The 21,029-nt window shown below is 32.2% G+C and carries 19 protein-coding genes and 1 pseudogene; 14 read left to right on the forward strand and 6 right to left on the reverse strand.

Annotated features, from left to right (window positions below; all coding sequences use genetic code 11):
• Positions 1-6: 6 nt before the first annotated feature.
• The 3 genes from rnc to FNW38_RS04710 all read right to left on the reverse strand — a co-directional run bounded on the left by rnc (position 7) and on the right by FNW38_RS04710 (position 2,422).
• Entirely contained in the window at positions 7-747 is a 741-nt protein-coding gene (gene rnc / locus FNW38_RS04700; protein ID WP_143386991.1) for a ribonuclease III, read from the reverse strand.
• A gap of 4 nt (positions 748-751) precedes the next feature.
• The gene (fabF, locus tag FNW38_RS04705) at positions 752-2,005 is read right to left on the reverse strand and encodes a beta-ketoacyl-ACP synthase II (protein ID WP_143386992.1); all 1,254 of its coding nucleotides are present in this window, start codon (positions 2,003-2,005) and stop codon (positions 752-754) included.
• A 180-nt stretch (positions 2,006-2,185) separates the two neighbouring features.
• A complete protein-coding gene (locus FNW38_RS04710; RefSeq protein WP_007137004.1) occupies positions 2,186-2,422 on the reverse strand; it encodes an acyl carrier protein in 237 nt (78 codons plus the stop codon).
• A 175-nt stretch (positions 2,423-2,597) separates the two neighbouring features.
• Here FNW38_RS04710 and purN point away from each other — a divergent pair, with 175 nt between their 5' ends.
• The 4 genes from purN to FNW38_RS04730 are packed head-to-tail and all read left to right on the forward strand — an operon-like array spanning position 2,598 to position 4,237.
• On the forward strand, positions 2,598-3,167 hold the full coding sequence (purN, locus tag FNW38_RS04715; protein ID WP_144064604.1) for a phosphoribosylglycinamide formyltransferase: 570 nt from the start codon (positions 2,598-2,600) through the stop codon (positions 3,165-3,167).
• Positions 3,168-3,169: 2 nt separating this feature from the next.
• A complete protein-coding gene (gene rnhA, locus FNW38_RS04720) occupies positions 3,170-3,652 on the forward strand; it encodes a ribonuclease HI (protein WP_144064605.1) in 483 nt (160 codons plus the stop codon).
• A 37-nt stretch (positions 3,653-3,689) separates the two neighbouring features.
• On the forward strand, positions 3,690-3,938 hold the full coding sequence (locus FNW38_RS04725) for a hypothetical protein (protein ID WP_144064606.1): 249 nt from the start codon (positions 3,690-3,692) through the stop codon (positions 3,936-3,938).
• Positions 3,896-4,237 (forward strand): type II toxin-antitoxin system RelE/ParE family toxin, encoded by a 342-nt coding sequence (locus FNW38_RS04730; RefSeq protein ID WP_144064607.1) that lies wholly within the window; start codon positions 3,896-3,898, stop codon positions 4,235-4,237. Before FNW38_RS04725 ends, FNW38_RS04730 begins: the two co-directional genes overlap by 43 nt.
• Before the next feature lie 96 nt (positions 4,238-4,333).
• Here the strand turns inward: FNW38_RS04730 and FNW38_RS04735 are convergent, their stop codons facing one another.
• Entirely contained in the window at positions 4,334-4,660 is a 327-nt protein-coding gene (locus FNW38_RS04735) for a hypothetical protein (protein WP_144064608.1), read from the reverse strand.
• Between the two features lie 113 nt (positions 4,661-4,773).
• On the opposite strand from FNW38_RS04735, the gene FNW38_RS04740 reads away from it, so the two are divergent.
• From FNW38_RS04740 to FNW38_RS04760, 5 genes and pseudogenes are all read left to right on the forward strand, one after another.
• On the forward strand, positions 4,774-6,657 hold the full coding sequence (locus tag FNW38_RS04740) for a DNA methyltransferase (protein ID WP_144064609.1): 1,884 nt from the start codon (positions 4,774-4,776) through the stop codon (positions 6,655-6,657).
• A 3-nt stretch (positions 6,658-6,660) separates the two neighbouring features.
• Entirely contained in the window at positions 6,661-9,231 is a 2,571-nt protein-coding gene (locus FNW38_RS04745) for a DEAD/DEAH box helicase family protein (RefSeq protein ID WP_144064610.1), read from the forward strand.
• A gap of 280 nt (positions 9,232-9,511) precedes the next feature.
• Positions 9,512-9,697, forward strand: a pseudogene (locus FNW38_RS04750) (RNase H family protein); the annotation flags it as partial.
• A 222-nt stretch (positions 9,698-9,919) separates the two neighbouring features.
• Positions 9,920-10,843, forward strand: coding sequence for a PfkB family carbohydrate kinase (locus FNW38_RS04755; RefSeq protein WP_144064611.1), 924 nt, complete (start codon positions 9,920-9,922; stop codon positions 10,841-10,843).
• A 142-nt stretch (positions 10,844-10,985) separates the two neighbouring features.
• A complete protein-coding gene (locus FNW38_RS04760) occupies positions 10,986-12,884 on the forward strand; it encodes an amidophosphoribosyltransferase (protein ID WP_144064612.1) in 1,899 nt (632 codons plus the stop codon).
• 265 nt (positions 12,885-13,149) lie between these two features.
• Here the strand turns inward: FNW38_RS04760 and FNW38_RS04765 are convergent, their stop codons facing one another.
• A complete protein-coding gene (locus FNW38_RS04765; RefSeq protein WP_143386997.1) occupies positions 13,150-13,758 on the reverse strand; it encodes a superoxide dismutase in 609 nt (202 codons plus the stop codon).
• A 356-nt stretch (positions 13,759-14,114) separates the two neighbouring features.
• Positions 14,115-14,798, reverse strand: coding sequence for a ComF family protein (locus tag FNW38_RS04770; protein ID WP_144064613.1), 684 nt, complete (start codon positions 14,796-14,798; stop codon positions 14,115-14,117).
• A 97-nt stretch (positions 14,799-14,895) separates the two neighbouring features.
• On the opposite strand from FNW38_RS04770, the gene FNW38_RS04775 reads away from it, so the two are divergent.
• From FNW38_RS04775 to FNW38_RS04795, 5 genes are all read left to right on the forward strand, one after another.
• The gene (locus tag FNW38_RS04775; RefSeq protein ID WP_143386999.1) at positions 14,896-16,437 is read left to right on the forward strand and encodes a glycine--tRNA ligase; all 1,542 of its coding nucleotides are present in this window, start codon (positions 14,896-14,898) and stop codon (positions 16,435-16,437) included.
• Positions 16,438-16,816: 379 nt separating this feature from the next.
• Positions 16,817-17,629, forward strand: coding sequence for a LytR/AlgR family response regulator transcription factor (locus FNW38_RS04780; protein ID WP_144064614.1), 813 nt, complete (start codon positions 16,817-16,819; stop codon positions 17,627-17,629).
• A gap of 175 nt (positions 17,630-17,804) precedes the next feature.
• Positions 17,805-18,083: a 3-oxoacyl-ACP reductase gene (locus FNW38_RS04785; RefSeq protein WP_144064615.1), complete on the forward strand. Its 279-nt coding sequence runs from the start codon at positions 17,805-17,807 to the stop codon at positions 18,081-18,083.
• Positions 18,084-18,226: 143 nt separating this feature from the next.
• Positions 18,227-20,248: a tetratricopeptide repeat-containing sensor histidine kinase gene (locus tag FNW38_RS04790; RefSeq protein ID WP_144064616.1), complete on the forward strand. Its 2,022-nt coding sequence runs from the start codon at positions 18,227-18,229 to the stop codon at positions 20,246-20,248.
• Positions 20,245-20,940 (forward strand): response regulator, encoded by a 696-nt coding sequence (locus FNW38_RS04795; RefSeq protein ID WP_144064617.1) that lies wholly within the window; start codon positions 20,245-20,247, stop codon positions 20,938-20,940. The genes FNW38_RS04790 and FNW38_RS04795 overlap by 4 nt, the downstream gene beginning before the upstream one ends.
• Positions 20,941-21,029: the final 89 nt, after the last annotated feature.

Here is a 21,029-nt window from a genome sequence, read left to right on the forward strand (position 1 = left end):
ATGATGTTATTTTCTATCCATTTTTTCTTGAAATGCAAAATAAGCGCGTTGGGATGCTTTTTCTTCTGCCTTCTTTTTAGATGTTGCTCTGGCTTTTGCAATTACTTTATCATCAATGCTGAGTTTAACCCCAAACAAGCGTTGTCCATCTATTGCATTGTCCTCAAAAATATCATAATGAAATATTTTCTTCTCTTTTTGACACCATTCTATAATCAAGCTTTTATAGCTGATTACTTTTCCTTCCAGCCTGGCAATATCTACATAGGGGATAATAACTCTTTTCTGAATGAATTTTTCACAGTAGACATAACCTCTGTCTAAATAGATTGCTCCAATTAGCGATTCAAAGATATTACCGTGTATGTTTTCGCCAAAATGTTGTAACGGCACTTTGCTTTCTATATACTGAACCAGATTTAAATCTTTTCCTAATTCGTTCAGGTGTTCCCTGCTTACAATTTTCGAACGCATTTTAGTCAAATAACCTTCGTCTCCCGCTGGTGCTTTGCTGAATAAATGTGCTGCAATCACAGCGCTTAGCATGGCGTCGCCTAGAAATTCCAATCGTTCGTAGTTGATAGGATTTCCTAAAACATCCAGTCGATTTGAGGAACGGTGTGTGAAGGCTTTTTTATAGTAATCCAGATTGTCTGGAGCGAAGCCCAAAATTTTCTGAATAGAATCAAAAAAAATCCCGTCTTCTAGAGAACGGGATTTCGAAAATATTTTTCTAATTATACGCATATAATTAGATGTCTAATTTTTTAACCAATACACAAGCATTGTGTCCTCCAAAACCAAAAGTGTTACTCATGACAACATTCATTTCTCTTTTTTGAGGAACGTTGAACGTAAAGTTTAATTTAGAGTCAATGTTTTCATCATCGGTAAAATGATTTATTGTAGGAGGAACTATTCCGTGTTTCATGGAAAGTATAGAGGATATGGTTTCAATTGCGCCTGCAGCACCAAGTAAATGGCCCGTCATTGATTTTGTTGAATTTAAATTCATAGTGTAAGCATGTTCGCCAAAAACATGCAATATTGCTTTAGATTCTGCAATATCACCAAGTGGCGTTGAAGTTCCATGCATATTTACACCATCAACATCACTGGCTTGTAAACCAGCATCTCTCAAACAATTCAACATTACATTTTTGGCGCCTAATCCTTCAGGATGTGGTGCGGTAATATGATATGCATCTGCGGACATTCCGCCACCGCCAATTTCGCAATAAATTTTTGCGCCACGAGCAACAGCATGTTCGTATTCTTCAAGGATTAAAGCGCCGGCTCCTTCACCCAGAATAAATCCATCTCTGTCTTTATCCATCGGTCTGGATGCGGTTTTTGGATCGTCATTTCGAGTGGATAAAGCATGCAAAGCATTAAATCCGCCCATACCTGCTATAGTTACAGCAGCTTCAGAACCTCCAGTTACCATTGCATCTGCATGACCTAATCTAATATAATTGAACGCGTCAATAATTGCATTTGTAGAAGAAGCACAAGCAGAAACGGTAGCGAAGTTTGGACCTCTAAAACCGTATTTTATTGAAATATGTCCACAAGCAATATCCGAAATCATTTTTGGAATAAAGAAAGGATTGAATCGAGGTGTTCCGTCACCTTTAGCATATTCCAGCATTTCAATTTGAAACGTTTCTAAGCCACCAATTCCTGAACCCCAAATAACGCCAACTCTGTCTTTATCTAATTTTTCAAAATTGAAACCAGCATCAAGTACAGCTTCATCAGATGAAACCATGGCATACTGTGCATAGCGGTCCATCTTTCTGGCTTCTTTTCTGTCTATAAAGTCCTCAACATTAAAATTTTTCAATTCGCATGCAAATTGAGTTTTAAATTTTGAAGCATCAAAATAAGTTATTGGTGCAGCTCCACTAACGCCGTTAATGAGGCCATTCCAATACTCTTCAATGTTATTTCCAATAGGAGTAAGAGCACCTAAACCTGTTACAACAACTCGTCTTAATACCATAAATTCTTTATTTTGTTATCTTTAAACAAATAAAACCCATGCTTTCTTTACTGTATTAGTATTACTAAAGAGCCATGGGTATTACAATAAATATTTTTTGATTGAAATTCAATCTCGAATTTAATTTTTTTAAAAAATAATAAAACCCGTTTACAGGATTGCAAACGGGTGTGTAATTTATTATTTTTTAGCTTCCTCGATGTAAGAGATTGCTTGACCTACAGTAGCGATGTTTTCTGCTTGATCGTCTGGAATTTGAATGTCAAATTCTTTTTCGAATTCCATAATAAGCTCAACAGTGTCTAATGAGTCAGCTCCTAAATCATTAGTGAAGCTTGCTTCTGTTACAACTTCGTTTTCGTCAACACCTAATTTGTCTACGATAATCGCTTTTACTCTTGATGCAATGTCTGACATAATCTTTAATTTTAGAATTTAATTTGTTGGCAAAAATAAAAAACTTTATTTTAAAACAACTATTTAGTTAATAAATGTGACATCTAATTTATAAAATATATTTGACAAAGACTTCTGAATGTTATTTAATTTCATTTTTTATGCCTTTTTTTGCGTAATTAAAATTTGTCAGGTTATGAAAAAAATAGTGGTTTTTGCCTCTGGATCGGGGACTAATGCTGAAAATATCATCAAGTATTTTGCTGCAACTGAAATTGGAAGAGTTGAAGTGGTGTTTACAAACAACCCAAATGCTAAAGTGATTGAAAGAGCCAGAAATTATGGGATACCAACAGAGATTTTCTCAAAAACAGAATTAATTGAAAGTAAAATATTACAAAAAATAGATAATATAAAACCGGATTTGATCGTTCTGGCTGGATTCTTGTTGAAATTTCCTGAGAATATCATCGAAGCCTATCCTAATAAAATAATAAATATTCATCCGGCCTTGTTGCCAAAGTATGGCGGAAAAGGAATGTATGGGATGCACATACACAGAGCAATTGTTGGGAATAAAGAAAAAGAAACAGGTATTACTATTCATTTTGTAAATGAACATTATGACGAAGGAAATATTCTTTTTCAAAAAAATGTAGTTTTATCAGGAGATGAAACTCCGGAAGAAGTGGCCGAAATAATTCATGAATTGGAGCAAAAATATTTTCCGGAAGTGATTGAAAAACTCTTAAATCATAACTTATAATTTTGAATATTCACGACGTACATATTTATACGGATGGTGCTGCCAAAGGAAATCCAGGCCCAGGCGGTTATGGAGTGGTTATGGAATGGGTAGGAAAACCGTATAAGAAGGAATTCTACGAAGGTTTTCGTCATACCACCAATAATAGAATGGAATTGCTGGCGGTAATTGTGGGTCTTGAGAAATTGAAAAACCCCAATACGAGAGTTTTAGTGGTCTCCGATTCTAAATACGTGGTGGATTCCGTTGAGAAAAAGTGGGTTTTAGGTTGGGAAAAAAAAGGGTTCGTTGACAGGAAAAATTCCGATCTGTGGAAACGTTTTCTGGTTGTTTATAGAAAACACAAAGTCAATTTCAAATGGATAAAAGGACACAATAACCATGTTCAAAACGAAAGATGTGACGAGTTGGCAGTTATGGCTTCGATGCAAAAGCAACTTTCGGTAGATGCTTTTTATGAAAAAGAGGAGGGAAAGTTGTTGTAAAAGAGATTAATTTGTAAATTTGTTTAAATATCTGATTATGATCGAGCAAACTTTAACGCCAAAGGATACTATTGTGAATCTTACTTTTGAGATTCCAAAAAATCTTGTGGGTAAACCTTTAAAAGTTTTTATTGATTTTGAAAAAGACGACGACGAGCAACAAATGACTCAGGAAGATTTTTTGAAATGGATTGACGATGCCGAAAAATCGCCAACGATGTCTTTAGAAACTTTCAATGAAAAATGGGAAAAGAAAAAATCGGAGATTCTAGCTCGCATGCGTTAATTATTTCACAGAAATATTACGAAGATTTAGAACAAATTGTAGATTATATCGAATTTGTAAAACTTCAACCACTCAATGCAATCAAAGTGGGTAATGGAATTCAAAAAACAATGAATAAAATTATCTTGAATCCAACCATTTACGCCGAGTGCGAAAATATCCCAACAAAATCCAAAATTTACAGAGAAGCAGGCTACAAGTCTTGGTTAATTGTCTTTAAACTTAAAGGCAATGTAATCACAATTTTGGGTGTTTTGAGCGGAAAAAGAAAACCTTCATGGTTTAGGGAAATCAAATAATATTTGTTTAAACTAAACGTCAATTCGAGTGTTTTTATGTAATGCCATAAAAATGTATCGAGAACAATATTATTTGATAATTTTCAAATAGAGAAATTACTTCTTCAATTTCAACAAATCATTATATTCTTCCAGTAACTTCAAGTACTTGTTTTTCCAATACTCTGCATCAGAATTCTCTTTTTTAGAATCTAAAGGCGACTTCTCTATAACCCTTTGAGAAGGACTGAATTCTTTGATTTCATCTGTAAAATCATAGTGGATAATTTTACCAATTTGTAACACAATATCCAGAGAAACATTACTATTTTCAAACATAAGGTACATCCACTTCCTGCTTTTTCCTATGCACTTTGCTATTTCTGTAATAGTGTAACCACTATTATAGACAGCCTTCCTTATTATTTCTCCTCTGTGTTGCATTGTGCAAATATTTACACTAAATCGAGAAAATATTTACTCGAAAATACACATATAATACCCATTTGTTCATTTAAATAAATAGATTTGTAAAATATATTACACGCTATTAATAAATGAAAAATCTAAATATACAAGAACGAGAATTTTTAATGGAATGTTTAGCCAATGGCTCTGCAATTCCCGAAGATTTTAGAGAAAAACTTTTTCCGACTACACATAAAGAATATGAACTTCGTTATGCTGGAAAAATGCGTAAAGAAGACATTTTAGCCGACCAAGACGGAACTTTTGCAGTGCCTTTGCAAGTAGAGAAAATATATAATGGAGAAAGAGAAAAGTTTAAAGACGATTGGAGAAATATGCTTGTTTTTGGAGATAACTTACAGTTTCTAAAAACACTCTATAAAAACGAAGACCCAATCATAAAAGACAAAGTAAAAGGAAAAGTAAAACTAATTTATATTGACCCACCATTTGGAACAGAAAGCGATTTCAATCAAAATGAAATTAAAGCATATACAGACAAAGCAAAAGGTGCAGATTTTGTTGAATTTATTCGTAGAAGGATTATTGTAGCTAAAAACTTATTAAGTGATGATGGTTTAATTGCAGTACATTTAGATTGGAAAAAAGGCCATTACATAAAATTGGTTTTAGATGAAATTTTTGGAGAAAATAACTTCATAAATGAAATTATTTGGCATTATACAGGAAACTCTGTTCCTGTAAAATCATTTCCAAGAAAACACGATGTAATATTTTTATTTTACAATCAAAATCCGCCTAAATTTAATTTTGAAGATATTTTAGAGCCATATAGTGAAGGAACAATAAAAAGATATAATCATACAGATGAATTAGGTAGAAAATATAAAGTTAGTGCTTTACAAAGTGGAAAAAAAGAAATTGTATACGCAAAAGAAGGAAAATATCCTGATGATGTTTGGGATATTCCCATTCCAAGACAAAAAAATGAAGTAGTTGGTTATCCTACTCAAAAACCTGAAGATTTATTAAAAAAAGTAATTCTATCTTGCACAAACAAAGATGAAATTGTTTTAGATTTCTTTGGAGGAAGTGGAACTACTTGCGCCGTTGCTGAAAAATTAGGTAGAAGATGGATAAGTTGCGACATAGGAAAATATAGTTTTTATACGCAACAGAAAAGACTTTTAACAATACAAGACAGCAAAAATTTAGACAATTCAAAACAAAAGTATGGAAAATTGGCTAAAACTTTTGTAACTGTAAACACAGGTATTTATGATCTCAAAAAAATGCAGGAACTTAATCAAGATAAATACATTGAGTTTGTTTTGCAATTATTTGAAGTTACACCCAAAAAAACTACTAAAAAAGGATTTACTTTTTCCGGCGAACGCAAAGATGGTTATCCTGTAATCGTTTGGGATTATTGGAATAACAAAGACAGTAATTTAGACATTTTCTTTTTAGAAAATTTACATCAAATTTTAGGAAAGAGTGTTTCAAAAAGAGTTTACATAATAGCACCAGCCAATGCAGTAGATTTTATTAGTGATTTTTACGAATTAGATGATGTTCGCTATTATTTTCTAAAAATTCCTTATCAAATCATAAAGGAGTTACACCCAAAAGACTTTGCAAAAATAAGACAACCCAAAAGCAAAAACAAAGTCAATGATTTAGACAATGCTATTGGTTTTCATTTCAGTTTACAACCCGAAGTTGATGCAACATTTGAAGATAATAAACTCATTATCAAGAAATTCATTTCTAATTTTAGAGAAGAAGAAACGAACAAAGATTTACCCAATTTTGAAAGTTTGAGTATGGTAATTATTGATAATGATTTTAATGACAAAGATTTTATGATGAGTGATTGTATTTTTAGTGAAGATATTGAAAATGTGCAAAGCACACTTCAAATTCCACTTCAAAATACTGGGGATAAAATTTGTGCCATTTTTATTGATATTTATGGCAATGAATTTAAGCAAGTAATTAAAACTAAATAAGCAATGGCAGGAAAGAAAATTTTTAATACGCAAGATTTAGTTTTAAAAGTAAATGACAAAAATTACGACCCAATAAAATATCCTTTGGATGAATGGGAAAGATTTTTAGATATACTTTGTAGTAATAGAGATTATCAAAAAGAAGCAATTAAAACAGCTATACATTATTTGATTTCTACCAAATACAACACGATTGAAGATTTGGTAAAAGAAAACTACAAAGCAAACGACCAATTACAATTAAGATACAAAACGGAAAACGAATATTTAAAGAAAATTCAGTTGCCTAATAAACTTTCTGCTTGCATAGATTTAGCAACAGGAACAGGAAAAAGTTTTGTAATGTATGGCATTGCACAAATTGCATTAGGTTTAGGGATTGTAGATAAAGTTCTGGTTTTGGGGCCGCCAAGTTTAACTATTGAAAGAGAATTAACTAAAAAATTTACCGAGCTTTCAATAGATACGAATTTAAAAAATGCTATTCCACCAAGTGCAAAAGTTAGTAATCCAACAATCATAAACGCTGACCAAACCATTAAAGATGGGTGTATCGCTATTGAAAACATAAACGCAGTTTATTCAAAAACAGGTTCATCTATTTTTGATAGTTTAGCATTTGGTAAAGGCGAAAGATGTTTAGTTTTAAATGATGAAGTGCATCACGCATACAACAAAGTAGAAGGAACTACTAACGAAAGTAAGAGCATCAAAAAATGGAAAGAATTTTTGTTGGATGCAACTTATCAATTCAAATACATTTTAGGTTTTACAGGAACTTCCTACATTGACAATGATTATTTTAATGATGTTATTTATAGATATTCTTTGCGTTCTGCTGTAGAAAATCGTTTCGTAAAAAGCATAAATTATGTAGTGGAAAACGAAGATAGTAACGAAAATGAGAAGTTTCAAAAAATATTACAAAACCATAAACTTAACAAAGCAAAATATTCTAATCTAAAACCATTAACAATTTTAATTACAAAAGATATTAAAATTGCTAAACAGCTTAAAACGAGATTGGTAGAATTTTTATGCGAAAAAGGCGAAGGTTCTGAAGAATATTTGAACAATGAAAAAATTTTATTAGTAACTTCTGATAAAGACCATAAAGCAAATGTTTTAAAACTTCCTTATGTTGATAGCAAAGATGAGCCAATAGAATGGATTATTTCTGTAGCTATGCTTACTGAAGGTTGGGACGTGAAAAATGTTTTTCAAATTGTGCCAATGGAAGAAAAAGCGTTTAATTCGAAACTTCTTATTGCACAGGTTTTAGGTAGAGGTTTGCGTATTCCAAACGGCTATCCAAATGCAGAAGTAATAGTATTTAATCACGACAAATGGGGTGAAAGAATAAAAGATTTAGTAGAGGAAATTTTGGAAATGGAAACCAAAATTAAGAATAGCTCTATTGTTGATGGAGATAGGGCAGATTTTCATTTTGCATTACATAATTTAGACTACACAAAAGAAAAGAGAGAAGTTGATGTTGAAAAAGAAACAGAAGTTTTTAATTATAAAGATTATATCACTTTTGTAGCTGAAACTTTTGAACATAAAACTGATACAAAGTTTGTGAAAATTGGTGATAAAGAATATAAAATGACTTATGATATCGAAAAAGAAAATTTTTTAGTATCAGATATTATCAGTAAAATATATGATGAATTTCAAATTAGAAAACTTGAAGGAATTATTTTAAAACTCAATGAAACGGAATACACAAGCGAAAATTTACCAAGCAAAGAAGTAATTGAGCAAGTAATTAGAAACTCAATGGAAAAAGTTGGTATGCAAGGAGGTTTTTTGGGCAAAAAAAACAGGCAAGCCGTTTTTTCTGCTTTCAATACTTTACTTCGCAAAAAACCCAAAAGTATAATTTTAACAAGAATACCTAACTCAATAATTGAAGTAAGAACAGAAAACAGAGAACACGAAAGCGTATCGGTTTTGAGTTTAAAAAGTGATTCAACAGTTTTTTATTCTGATGATTATGAAAATGAAATTGTAATTCAAGACTCTTTAATTGCATTTGCAGAAATCAAAGAAGATTTATCTTTGCCTCGTTCTGCGTTTGCAGAAAGTACAAATAAATTTCTATTTAAAACGCCTATTGATTTAGTTTTTACTTCAAGAGAACCTGAAAGAAAATTTGTTAGCGAATTGGTAAAAAAAGACAATGCAAGTAAATTAACAAGTTGGATGAAATCTAAAAATCAAAGTTTTTATTCTATAGAATATTCATACACAAAAGGAAGTCATACAAGCAGTCATTTTTTTAACCCCGACTTTTTCATCTATTTTAAAAAAGATGATTTTCAATATATTTCAGTTGTAGAAATAAAGTCGGACAATGACAATAGCGATGAAAACAAAGCAAAAAACAGGTATGCGGCTGAGCATTTTAATGAATTAAACAAACAACTTGAAGAAAAAGATATAAAGCAGAAGTATTTATTTAACTTTTTAAGCCCAACAAATTACAGTGACTATTTTACCTATTTGAGAGATGAAAGATTAATTAAAGGTAAATTTAAAAGTGAATTAGATTTATTGTTGGAAGTATAAAAACTTTGCAACTCTAAAAACCTTCAACCGCAACAACTGTTACGTTATTTTTTCGATTTTAGTACCCCTATAAGAACTTACATTGCTATTTTTTGCATATTGTTTCCAATTGGCAACTGCCCTCTTGAACTTCAGTTATAATTTCTTCGGTTTTTTCAATCCAAAAATAGCTGCCAATTCCAGTAAATGAGTTTGATTAGGATTTTGATATTCGCCAGCAAAACTAGTGCTGTGCCAGCCTTTGGAAGAACTAGAGAATGTTAAATCATAAGCGGGTGCAAATTCCGATTTGTGGAAACGTTTTCTGGTTGTTTATAGAAAACACAAAGTCGATTTCACATGGATAAAAGGACACAATAACCATGTTCAAAACGAAAGATGCGATGCGTTAGCAGTTATGGCTTCGATGCAAAAGCAACTTTCTGTTGATGCTTTTTATGAAAAAGAAGAAGGAAATTTATTGTAAAGATTTGTAATTCAGTGCAATAAATTGGCAAAACTTTACGATTGAGACCCTTTGCAACTTTACAACTTATAAACTATCTTTGCGCCTTAATTCGAAACACATAAAATGAAATGAGCTTAACATGGTTTTTTTATAAATATCAAATGTTAATAAGCGACTCGAACTTTTGTGAACAGGCGAAGCAATTCCATATTCCTTTAAAAAAGAAAATAATATCTACGTATGAATAAATTATTGATTGTTGGAACTGTAGCTTTTGACGCAATTGAAACTCCTTTTGCAAAAACAGATAAAATCTTAGGCGGCGCAGCAACATACATCGGACTCTCAGCTTCTTATTTCAATTTGCAATCGGCGATAGTTTCTATAGTTGGCGATGATTTTCCACAAGAATATTTAGATTTATTAACAGCAAGAAACATAGATATTTCTGGTCTTGAAGTTGTAAAAGGCGGGAAAACTTTCTTTTGGAGCGGTCGTTACCATAACGATTTAAATTCAAGGGATACATTAGACACTCAATTAAACGTTTTGGCAGACTTTCAGCCAAAAGTTCCTCAAAATTTTAAAGATTCTGACGTAGTGATGTTAGGAAACTTGCATCCATTAGTACAGAGCAGTGTTTTAGACCAAATGGAAACACAACCTAAATTAGTGGTTTTGGATACTATGAATTTTTGGATGGATTGTGCTTTACCGGAATTATTGGATGTAATTAAACGTATAGATGTAATTACCATAAATGATGAAGAAGCAAGACAACTTTCGGGAGAATATTCTTTAGTGAAAGCTGCTGCAAAAATTCATACCATGGGACCAAAATACGTGGTGATTAAAAAAGGAGAACACGGAGCTTTATTGTTTCATGACAAAGAAGTTTTCTTTGCTCCGGCATTGCCTTTAGAAGAAGTTTTTGATCCAACAGGAGCAGGAGACACTTTTGCAGGTGGATTTGCAGGATTTATTACGCAGAGTGAAAATATTTCATTCGAAAACATGAAAAACGCGATCATCTATGGTTCTAATTTAGCTTCATTTTGTGTGGAGAAATTTGGAACAGAAAGAATGATTGATTTAGATAAAGAAGAAGTTTTGTCAAGATTGAAACAATTCAAATCATTGACACAATTTGATATAGAATTATAATGCTTAAACCTCGGAAACGAGGTTTTTTTTAAAATAATATTGGCAAGAAATTACAGGATTTAATTTTTGGTCTAATTATGGATGTTCTTTTAAGAACAATAATTAGTGTATACCAACAAACACAACAACAAACAACAACACAATGAGCGACGCTTTACAACACGAATGTGGAATAGCCCTAGTTAGACTACTCAAACCGCTTGAATTTTACAAAGAAAAATACGGAACTGCTTTCTACGGAATACAAAAAATGTATCTCCTGATGGAAAAGCAACACAATCGCGGGCAAGACGGAGCAGGTTTTGCAAGTATAAAATTAGATGTTGAGCCGGGAGAACGTTACATAAGTCGTGTGCGATCCAATCATGCACAACCTATTCAAGATGTTTTTGCGCAGATAAATGACAGAATAAATGAAGAAATGGCAGCTCATCCGGAATATGCGGATGATGTTGCTCTTCAAAAAGCAAATATTCCATACATAGGCGAATTGTTTTTGGGACATGTTCGTTATGGAACTTTTGGGAAAAACAGTATTGAAAGTGTTCATCCATTTTTACGTCAGAATAACTGGATGCACAGAAACCTGATTTTGGCTGGAAACTTCAACATGACTAATGTTAAAGAGCTTTTTCAAAGTCTAATTGAATTAGGTCAGCATCCAAAAGAAATGGCGGATACAGTTACCGTAATGGAAAAAATCGGACATTTTCTGGATAATGCAGTAACTGACTTGTACCAAGAATGTAAAAATAATGGCTTAACTAAAAGAGAAGCCTCACCGGTAATTGCAGAAAAATTAGATGTTGCAAAAATTTTGACCCGAGCATCTAAAAATTTAGATGGTGGTTATGCTATGGCAGGACTTTTGGGACACGGAGATTCATTTGTATTTAGAGATCCGGCAGGAATACGTCCCGCTTATTTTTATCAAGATGATGAAGTCGTGGTTGTTGCTTCTGAAAGACCGGTTATACAAACCGTTTTCAATGTGCCTTTCGAAAAAGTACAAGAAATAGACCCAGGGAGTGCATTAATAATTAAGAAGAACGGAACTGTTTCCATGAAGGAAATTCTTCCGCCAACAGTTAAAAAAGCATGTTCATTTGAGCGTATTTATTTTTCAAGAGGAAGTGATGCTGAAATTTATCAAGAAAGAAAAAATTTAGGAAAACTTATTTTGCCTGCCGTTTTGGAAGCCATTGACGAAGATACGGACAATACCGTTTTCTCTTACATTCCAAATACTGCTGAAACTTCCTTTTACGGATTAGTTGAAGCGGCTCAAGATTTTTTAAATCAAAGAAAGAACAATTACATTCTTGAAAATAGAAATACCTTAACTAAGGATTCTTTACAAGAATTACTTTCGGTAAAAATCCGTACGGAGAAAGTAGCTATTAAAGATGCAAAACTAAGAACATTTATTACTGAAGACAGTAGTCGAGATGACTTAGTGGCCCATGTTTATGATGTTACTTACGGAGTTATCAAACCAACAGACAATTTGGTAATTATTGATGATAGTATTGTGCGTGGAACAACGTTGAAAATGAGTATCATTAAAATGATGGATCGTTTGAATCCAAAACGAATTGTAATCGTTTCATCAGCACCTCAAATTAGATATCCTGATTGTTACGGAATTGATATGGCTAAACTGGAAGGTTTGGTAGCATTTAAGGCGGCATTAGAATTGTTAAAGGAAAGAGACTTGTATCACATTGTTGATGAAGTGTATTTGAAATGTAAAGCACAGGAAAACTATATAGACAGTGAAGTCGTGAATTATGTAACGGCAATTTATGAGCCTTTTCAACCGCAAGAAGTTTCAAATAAAATTGCTGAAATGTTAAGCTCACCTGAAATAAAAGCTGAAGTGAAAATAATATTTCAAACAGTAGAAGATTTGCATATTGCTTGTCCGAAAAATTTAGGAGATTGGTATTTCACTGGAGATTATCCTACACCTGGAGGAAATAGAGTGGTGAATCGAGCATTTATGAATTTTTATGAAGGAAAAGATGCGAGAGCATACTAATAATTGAGCAAATTTAGTTCTTAATCGGTTTTATGTGTTGTTTATCTAATTTATTTGTTTTGATTAAATAACTGCTATAAATTTGAATCACCATAACATTAGTAGGTTAAGTTTATGGTAGATTTGGGGCAAAAAGGGTGGAAGAAATTCCACCTTTTTTATTGGAATAAAGTCAAGGATTTTTTAGATAATGAATAAAAAAATAGACGAACAAACTTTAAAAAGTCTATCCGTCTATCATCTAAAAAGTCTATTATCTTTCTGACTATTTCTCTAAAGCATATCTTCTAGCTACTTCCGTCCAGTTAATTACATTGAAAAAAGCTTCGATATAATCGGGTCTTCTGTTTTGATAATGCAAATAGTAAGCATGCTCCCAAACATCCATTCCTAAAATTGGAGTTCCACCGCAACCTACGCCTGGCATCAAGGGATTATCTTGATTTGGAGTTCCGCAAACATCCACTTTTCCGCCTTTATGAACACAAAGCCAAGCCCATCCAGAACCAAATTGTGTAACACCAGCTTTAGTGAATTTTGCTTTAAATTCTTCAAAAGTTCCAAAAGCAGCTTCGATTGCAATCAATAAATCACCAGTTGGAAGTCCGCCACCGTTTGGTGTCATCACAGTCCAATATAAATTATGATTGTAAAAACCACCGCCATTGTTACGAACAGGCATGTTTTTCATGTCAAGATTAATCAAAATATTCTCAATCGTCTTGCCTTCCATGTCCGTGCCTGCAATAGCAGCATTCACGTTAGTAATGTAAGCGTTATGATGTTTTGTATGATGAATTTCCATCGTGCGTGCATCAATATAAGGTTCTAATGCGTCATACGCATAAGGTAATTGTGGTAATTCAAAAGCCATAATATGATTGTTTAATGATTAATAAATATTTTTATTCAAATTTATACATTTAAGTTTGGAATCGGAAATTCTATTTCGTTATAATTTCATTAAATTAATTGATAGTGTGCTCTTTGGAATTGTAACAGACTTATTTTCAGGAGCTGTTTCCTGCTTTCCGCTTCAATCTTTCTAGTCCTGAACTTGTTTCAGGATCCTGAAACAAGTTCAGGACTAGAAAGGATTTCCACTTTAAACGAAGTTCACTGAACTCCTATGAGAATGAAAGTTTAAGTGAAGTAATCAGGGCTAAAAAACACTGTTTTCTACAATGCTATTTTGTTTTAAAAACAAAATTTAAGGTTTGAATTATTTTATCAAGATTGTGCCATTGCCATGCAAATGACACTAATTTTAGCGCCGGGAATTTTCAATAAAGCATGTGAACAAGCTTCTAATGTGGCTCCTGTCGTGATAACATCATCAATTAAAAGGAAATGTTTATGATGATCTTTTGCTGTAAAGGAAACATCAAAAACAGTTTTGATTCCTTCGGTTCTGCCTAATAAATTTTTCTTCGATTGCGTTTTTGAATACACATTCCGAATTAAAAGAGAATCATTATAAACCAAATTTAAACTCGAAGAAAGTGCTTCGCCAAAGGCGGTAACTTGATTGTATCCTCTTTCTTTTAATTTTTTTCTATGAAGAGGAACCGGAATAATTTCATCTACGGATTGTAGCAATTGGATATTTTTTAAATCTTCGGCATACCATTCTCCAACTATTGTTCCTATTTCCTCGTGTCCTTTGTATTTCAAATTATGGATGAGCTCTTGGACAATTCCCTTTTTATGAAAATAAAATAATGCTGAGGTGTGTAGTACAGGAATTCTTCCATAAAACTTTTTGAAAGCATCATTCTCTGGATTCAAATGATGATTCGTCAGCGGAATATCATGCCTGCAAACGGTGCAAATCACATTTTCATTTAGAACTAAAAAGGAGCTGCAACCGGAACAAACTTTTGGAAAAAATAGATTAATAACGCTTTCAAACATGTAATCAAGGATTTATTTATAAAAATAGGTAAATCAATGCTTCAATCTTTAACAATTTTCTTTTTTTTAAGTTCACTTTTTATATTTTTGCATCATTATGGCAAAACAAGAAGATTTATTTAAGAATGTAATTTCGCATGCAAAGGAATACGGATTTATTTTTCCGTCAAGCGAAATTTACGATGGTTTAAGTGCAGTCTATGATTATGCACAAAACGGAGTAGAGTTAAAAAAGAATATACGCGAATATTGGTGGAAAGCAATGGTTCAAATGAACGATAACATTGTTGGTCTTGACGCGGCAATATTGATGCACCCAACTACTTGGAAGGCGTCAGGTCACGTGGATGCTTTCAACGATCCATTGATTGACAACAAAGATTCAAAAAGAAGATATAGAGCCGATGTTTTGATTGAAGATTATGCCGAAAAGCTAAATCAAAAAGCAATCAAGGAAATCGAAAAAGCACGCGCTCGTTTTGGAGATGCTTTCAATGAACAAGAATTTGTAACTACAAATGCAAGAGTAATTGAATACAAAGCCAAAGAAAGAGAAATTCTGGAAAGAATGGCTCGTTCGCTTGGTAATGAAGATTTGGAAGATGTAAAAGCGTTAATCGAAGAACTGGAAATTGCTTGTCCGGAATCGGGTTCTAGAAACTGGACCGAAGTACGTCAATTTAATTTGATGTTCGGCACTAAATTAGGAGCGTCAGCTGATACGGCAATGGATTTATACTTACGTCCGGAAACAGCTCAGGGTATTTTCGTCAATTTCTTGAATGTACAAAAATCAGGAAGAATGAAAGTTCCTTTTGGAATTGCACAAACAGGAAAAGCATTTAGAAATGAGATTGTAGCTAGACAATTTATTTTCCGTATGCGTGAGTTTGAACAAATGGAAATGCAATTTTTTGTGCGTCCAGGAGATGAAATGAAATGGTACGAACATTGGAAAACAGCAAGATTAAACTGGCACTTGTCATTAGGACTTGGAAAAGAAAATTACCGTTTTCACGATCACGAAAAATTAGCACATTATGCGAATGCAGCTGCCGATATTGAGTTTAATTTTCCTTTTGGGTTCAAAGAATTAGAAGGAATTCACTCTCGTACTGATTTTGACTTGAAAGCACACGAACAATTTTCAGGTAGAAAACTACAATATTTTGATGCTGAATTGAATCAGAATTATGTTCCTTATGTAGTGGAAACTTCAGTAGGATTAGACAGAATGTTCTTAGCTGTTTTTGCAACTTCATTAAAAGAAGAAACATTAGAAGATGGTTCCACAAGAACAGTTCTAAAATTACCGGCAGTTTTAGCACCGACAAAAGCGGCAGTTTTACCATTGGTTAAAAAAGACGGATTACCGGAAATAGCACATAAAATCATTGAAGATTTAAAATGGGATTTCAATGTAGCGTATGATGAAAAAGATGCTGTAGGAAGACGTTATAGAAGACAGGATGCATTAGGAACTCCTTTTTGTATTACTGTAGACCATCAAACTATCGAAGATCAAACGGTAACGATTCGTCATAGAGATACGATGAAACAAGACCGTGTAAAAATCGCAGATTTAAAATCAATTATAGAAAATGAAGTTTCGATGAAAAATTGGTTGATGAAAATGTAATCAGATTTTTATTTATATAAGAAAAGCTTTCCTAAATGGAGAGCTTTTTTTTTAACTATAATCTATGGATTCTATTTTTTAGTGCGTAAATGATTATGCATTAGATTTTGGATGTCTCTAAATCAAATATTTATGCGCTTTGTCGGCTTTATTTGCGCTTCATCTTAATGTGTCAACATTTGTTAAAAACATATTAACAACATATATGAAAAAACAGTTAAATGCTTATTTTTAGACTGTTAAATAAGAGTTTTTTGTTCAGTATTTTATGCTTTTGTTTAATTAGTTTCCCAAAACTACCATTATTACTTAATAATTTGAAGTGTATTTTACTTTGGACATCTGATGATATGCCTAACAATTCTAGGAAAAACCATTGATGAATTACTCGTACATTATTATTGACGACGATCAAGAAAGTGTTTCGAAAACGAAAGCCATTGCGGATAGTTTTTCGGAGCTTAGTTTTGTGGCATCAGCAAATAATTACACGGATGGCTTAAATCTTATTTTAGAACACACTCCTCAATTAGTTTTTCTTGAAATTGACCCTGCGAATGCGGCCAGTAATTTATCGTTAATACTCATTAATGAGTTGTATCGGTATCTTAAAGTAATTCCGAAGATTATTGTTACTACCACTAAGAAAGATTTGGCTTTTGAAGCTATTCAATATGAAGTTGCGGATTATTTATTAAAACCATTAGCACGTATCGATATTGTAAAATCAATTTTAAAATTGAACAAATCGAATAATATCCAGGAGATTTTTTTAGAACAATCGCCATTTCCTGATGAAAAACCTATAGTTTCAGTTAGGCAAGAAACGCCAAATCAGGAGCAGCCTCTTATTCTATGTATAAAATCATATGGTGATTACAGGTATATTGATGCTAAAGATATTTGCTATTTCCAAGCGGATAATAATTCTACTGACATACACCTAAATAATGGTGAAATGATAACCGCTTTCAAAACATTGAAGCATTTCGAAGGAATTTTATCTTTCCCTTTTATCAGAATTCACAATAGTTATATCGTAAACCGAAATTATATTTCTAGAATTCATACGGGAAATACGGTATGTTATATTAAAAACACCACTACAAAACTTCCTTTCTCCAAATCGTATAAGGCAAATATCGACCTTATTATTTCTGATTTTTCCAACGGAAATTACCTCGAAATTTAAAAAATAGTCATTCACTCTAATTTGAGGGTCATTCACTATCAGATGACCGTATTCTACCATATATGCCTTTTTTTGTAGGAAATTTTAAGATAACCTATGTAGTTTTACTAAACAATTTCCTGCAAAGGGAAGTAAAAACAAGTAAAAAATTATAAACATATAAAAATCCCAAATCATGAAAAAAGCAATCTTAACAATCGGTTTATTCTCTTTAGTGATGATATTAACATCATTTACTACACCAGAAACTAATAATACTGTAAAATCGGATACTAATGTCAATATAGTTGGACAAGGTGCAACAGGAGGTAATGTAAAAGTAGATATCGTTGGACAAGGCGCAACAGGAGGCAATGTAAAAGTAGATATCGTTGGACAAGGTGCAACAGGAGGTAATGTAAAAGTAGATATTGTTGGGCAAGGTGCAACAGGAGGCAACGTAAAAGTGGACTAGAAATTCAATTATTTTTTTAAATATATTTAGGCTATCAATTATTTGGTAGCCTTTTTTTATGTCAATAGTTTTATTTTACTATTTTTGGTAAAACATATTAATAACTATTGAAAAATAAATACTACATACTTCTATTGTTTTTTATGCTGTTTGTTTTTTTGGGTTGTTCAAAAAAAAAAACAAAAAATATTATTGTAGCTTCATCTGAAGATAGCCTTTCTACTTATTTTTCATTGGCAAATGATTTTAGCTTAGCTAGGGAAAAAAGACAGGAATACAATCATAAAGCTTTTGATATTGTTATCAATCAGGAAAATGATTCGCTGAACCGAGTCAATCTATTCAAAGTAGCCAATCGGTATTATAACATAAACAACTGGAAAGATTTTAATAAAACGGTACATCTTGTATTAGATAAGTCAGAAAAAGCTAAAGATACTTTAAATATAATAAAATCCTACACCTATTTAGGGGATTATTATGATTCACAGGCAATTTTAGATAGCTCTTTTCAGTTTTATTATAAAGCAGAAAAAATGTATGAAAAACTCGGGGATAATTTTAATTTGGGTAAAACATTAATCAGTAAAGCAAACTTACAGTTTAAGGCGGGTGATTTTTTAGGTTCTGAAAAAGCAGTTTTCAATGTATTGCGGATAATAAAGGGAGAGAAGGGTATCAAAAATATTTTATACGATGCTTATAATTTACTGGGGTTAATATATAATGAGCTAAGTGAATATGAAAATGCAATAGCCTATCACAATAAAGCATTGTTAATTAGTGATGATGAATTAATACCTAAGGAGTTTCAGTCAAAAGCCACGACCTATAATAATATTGGGCTACTATATCTCAATTCGCAAAAATACATGCTCGCAAAAGAATATTTTCAAAAAGGATTAGATCAACAAAACCTAAAATTACAAAAACCATACGTTTATGCCATGTTGTTAGATAATTTGGCCTATTCAAAATTCAAATTAAAAGATTCAAATGAATTACCTGAACTATTTTACCAATCGCTAAGATTGAGAGATAGTCTTCAGTTGGCATCGGGGATATTTGTTAACAAGATCCATTTATCAGAATATTTTGCTTCAAAAAAGGATGCTGTAAAGTCATTGCAATATTCTAAAGAAGCACTTTTATTGTCTCGAACTACCAATAATTCCCGTGATATTTTGGTGGCATTAAAGCAATTGGCTGTTATCGAGCCCGATAAAGCATCTGTTTATTCAAAAGAATACATTCGGATCAATGAAAGTTTACAAAAATCAGAACGGAAAATGGGGGAGAAATTTTCTCGTATAGAATATGAAACCGATCAAATAAAAGGCGAGAACACTAATCTGGAAACTAAAAATCGAAATTTGTTATTTGGATTTAGTGCATTTACCATTTTGGGATTATTTTTGTATATCATTAAGGCGCAAAAAGCTAAAAATAGGGAATTGTTATTCAAACAAGAGCAGCAAAAGGTCAATGAGGAAATTTATAATTTGATGATTTCGCAGCAAAGTACCATTGAAACCAATAGAATTGTGGAGAAAAAAAGAGTTGCACAAGAGTTGCATGATGGGGTATTGGGAAGAATGTTTGGCGTACGAATGAATTTAGATGGGTTGAATAGATTCAATGATGAGATTGCCGTTAATCAAAGAAATAGTTATTTGTCAGAATTAAAAAATATAGAGCAGGATATTCGTGAAATTTCACATGATTTGAATAGAGAAAAATCAGAATTAATTAATAACTTCGTTGCCATAGTAAATAATTTGTTTGAAGAACAAAAAAAGACATTTAAACCAAAACTAGCTACAATCATTGATCCAACTATAAAATGGGAGTTGTTAAGCAATGCGGTTAAAATAAATTTATACCGAATTATTCAGGAGTCGCTTCAAAATATTAATAAGTATGCCAATGCGAGTGCTATCAAAGTAGAACTCAAAAAAAAGGAGGATGATTTATTTTTAGTGGTAAGTGATGATGGAATTGGGTTTAATGTGAACAAAGCAAAAAAGGGTATAGGTCTACAAAACATACAATCTCGAACAAGTGAATGTGATGGAATGGTCGACATAAAATCAAAAAAAGGAGAAGGAACAAGCATTACAATTACAGTCCCAATAGAACAGAAACAAATACTTACAGAGAAATGACACTTGCCTCAACTGAAAAGACAATCATTCAAAATAATATATTAATCGTAGACGATCATCCTTTTATTATAGAAGGGTATAAGAATGCAATTACAAGATATAACCCTAAGGGATTTGAATTTTTTATTAGCCAGGCCAAAGATTGTGAATCGGCATACGATATCATTACAAATCCTGCTACTTTAGCTTTTGATATCGCTTTTTTAGACATTAGTATGCCACCTTACGAAGAAAAAGGGATTTATTCGGGGGAGGATTTGGCAAAATTGATTAATGAATTTATGCCCAATTGCAAAATTATTTTGCTGACAATGTATACTGAATTGCTAAAAATAAAGACGATAATTAAAACAATAAACCCAAACGGATTAGTAATAAAAAATGATCTGACATTTGATGAATTACTTTTTGCTTTTGATAAAGTCATAAAAAACGAAATATATTACAGTCAATCTGTTCAAAAAATGTTGGACTTGGCAGAAAAAGACACAATAGAAATTGATCAATTTGATAAACAAATTCTGTTTCATTTATCGAAAGGTACTAAGCTGAATGATATTCCACAATATATTCCAATATCATTAGGTGCAATAGAAAGAAGAAAGTTAAACCTAAAAGAATTATTGAAAATAGACAATGGTAGCGATATTGATTTAATTCGCGAGGCAAAAAATCAAGGATTACTTTTTTAGAATTTTAAACACCATTTAAAACAAAAAACGAGACTGCCTTTTGAGACTGCCTCGTTTTTTGTTTGCGATATTTTTTTATTAAAGATGAT

The organism is Flavobacterium gawalongense (assembly GCF_007097265.1).
Lineage (GTDB): Bacteria > Bacteroidota > Bacteroidia > Flavobacteriales > Flavobacteriaceae > Flavobacterium > Flavobacterium gawalongense.

What these genes read in the sequence shown, in the direction of transcription:
- rnc (WP_143386991.1), bottom strand. Translation starts at nt 747, where the DNA reads ATGCGTATAATTAGAAAAATATTTTCGAAATCCCGTTCTCTAGAAGAC.
- fabF (WP_143386992.1), bottom strand. Translation starts at nt 2,005, where the DNA reads ATGGTATTAAGACGAGTTGTTGTAACAGGTTTAGGTGCTCTTACTCCT.
- FNW38_RS04710 (WP_007137004.1), bottom strand. Translation starts at nt 2,422, where the DNA reads ATGTCAGACATTGCATCAAGAGTAAAAGCGATTATCGTAGACAAATTA.
- purN (WP_144064604.1), top strand. Translation starts at nt 2,598, where the DNA reads ATGAAAAAAATAGTGGTTTTTGCCTCTGGATCGGGGACTAATGCTGAA.
- FNW38_RS04725 (WP_144064606.1), top strand. Translation starts at nt 3,690, where the DNA reads ATGATCGAGCAAACTTTAACGCCAAAGGATACTATTGTGAATCTTACT.
- FNW38_RS04730 (WP_144064607.1), top strand. Translation starts at nt 3,896, where the DNA reads ATGGGAAAAGAAAAAATCGGAGATTCTAGCTCGCATGCGTTAATTATT.
- FNW38_RS04735 (WP_144064608.1), bottom strand. Translation starts at nt 4,660, where the DNA reads ATGCAACACAGAGGAGAAATAATAAGGAAGGCTGTCTATAATAGTGGT.
- FNW38_RS04740 (WP_144064609.1), top strand. Translation starts at nt 4,774, where the DNA reads ATGAAAAATCTAAATATACAAGAACGAGAATTTTTAATGGAATGTTTA.
- FNW38_RS04745 (WP_144064610.1), top strand. Translation starts at nt 6,661, where the DNA reads ATGGCAGGAAAGAAAATTTTTAATACGCAAGATTTAGTTTTAAAAGTA.
- FNW38_RS04755 (WP_144064611.1), top strand. Translation starts at nt 9,920, where the DNA reads ATGAATAAATTATTGATTGTTGGAACTGTAGCTTTTGACGCAATTGAA.
- FNW38_RS04760 (WP_144064612.1), top strand. Translation starts at nt 10,986, where the DNA reads ATGAGCGACGCTTTACAACACGAATGTGGAATAGCCCTAGTTAGACTA.
- FNW38_RS04765 (WP_143386997.1), bottom strand. Translation starts at nt 13,758, where the DNA reads ATGGCTTTTGAATTACCACAATTACCTTATGCGTATGACGCATTAGAA.
- FNW38_RS04770 (WP_144064613.1), bottom strand. Translation starts at nt 14,798, where the DNA reads ATGTTTGAAAGCGTTATTAATCTATTTTTTCCAAAAGTTTGTTCCGGT.
- FNW38_RS04775 (WP_143386999.1), top strand. Translation starts at nt 14,896, where the DNA reads ATGGCAAAACAAGAAGATTTATTTAAGAATGTAATTTCGCATGCAAAG.
- FNW38_RS04780 (WP_144064614.1), top strand. Translation starts at nt 16,817, where the DNA reads ATGAATTACTCGTACATTATTATTGACGACGATCAAGAAAGTGTTTCG.
- FNW38_RS04785 (WP_144064615.1), top strand. Translation starts at nt 17,805, where the DNA reads ATGAAAAAAGCAATCTTAACAATCGGTTTATTCTCTTTAGTGATGATA.
- FNW38_RS04790 (WP_144064616.1), top strand. Translation starts at nt 18,227, where the DNA reads ATGCTGTTTGTTTTTTTGGGTTGTTCAAAAAAAAAAACAAAAAATATT.
- FNW38_RS04795 (WP_144064617.1), top strand. Translation starts at nt 20,245, where the DNA reads ATGACACTTGCCTCAACTGAAAAGACAATCATTCAAAATAATATATTA.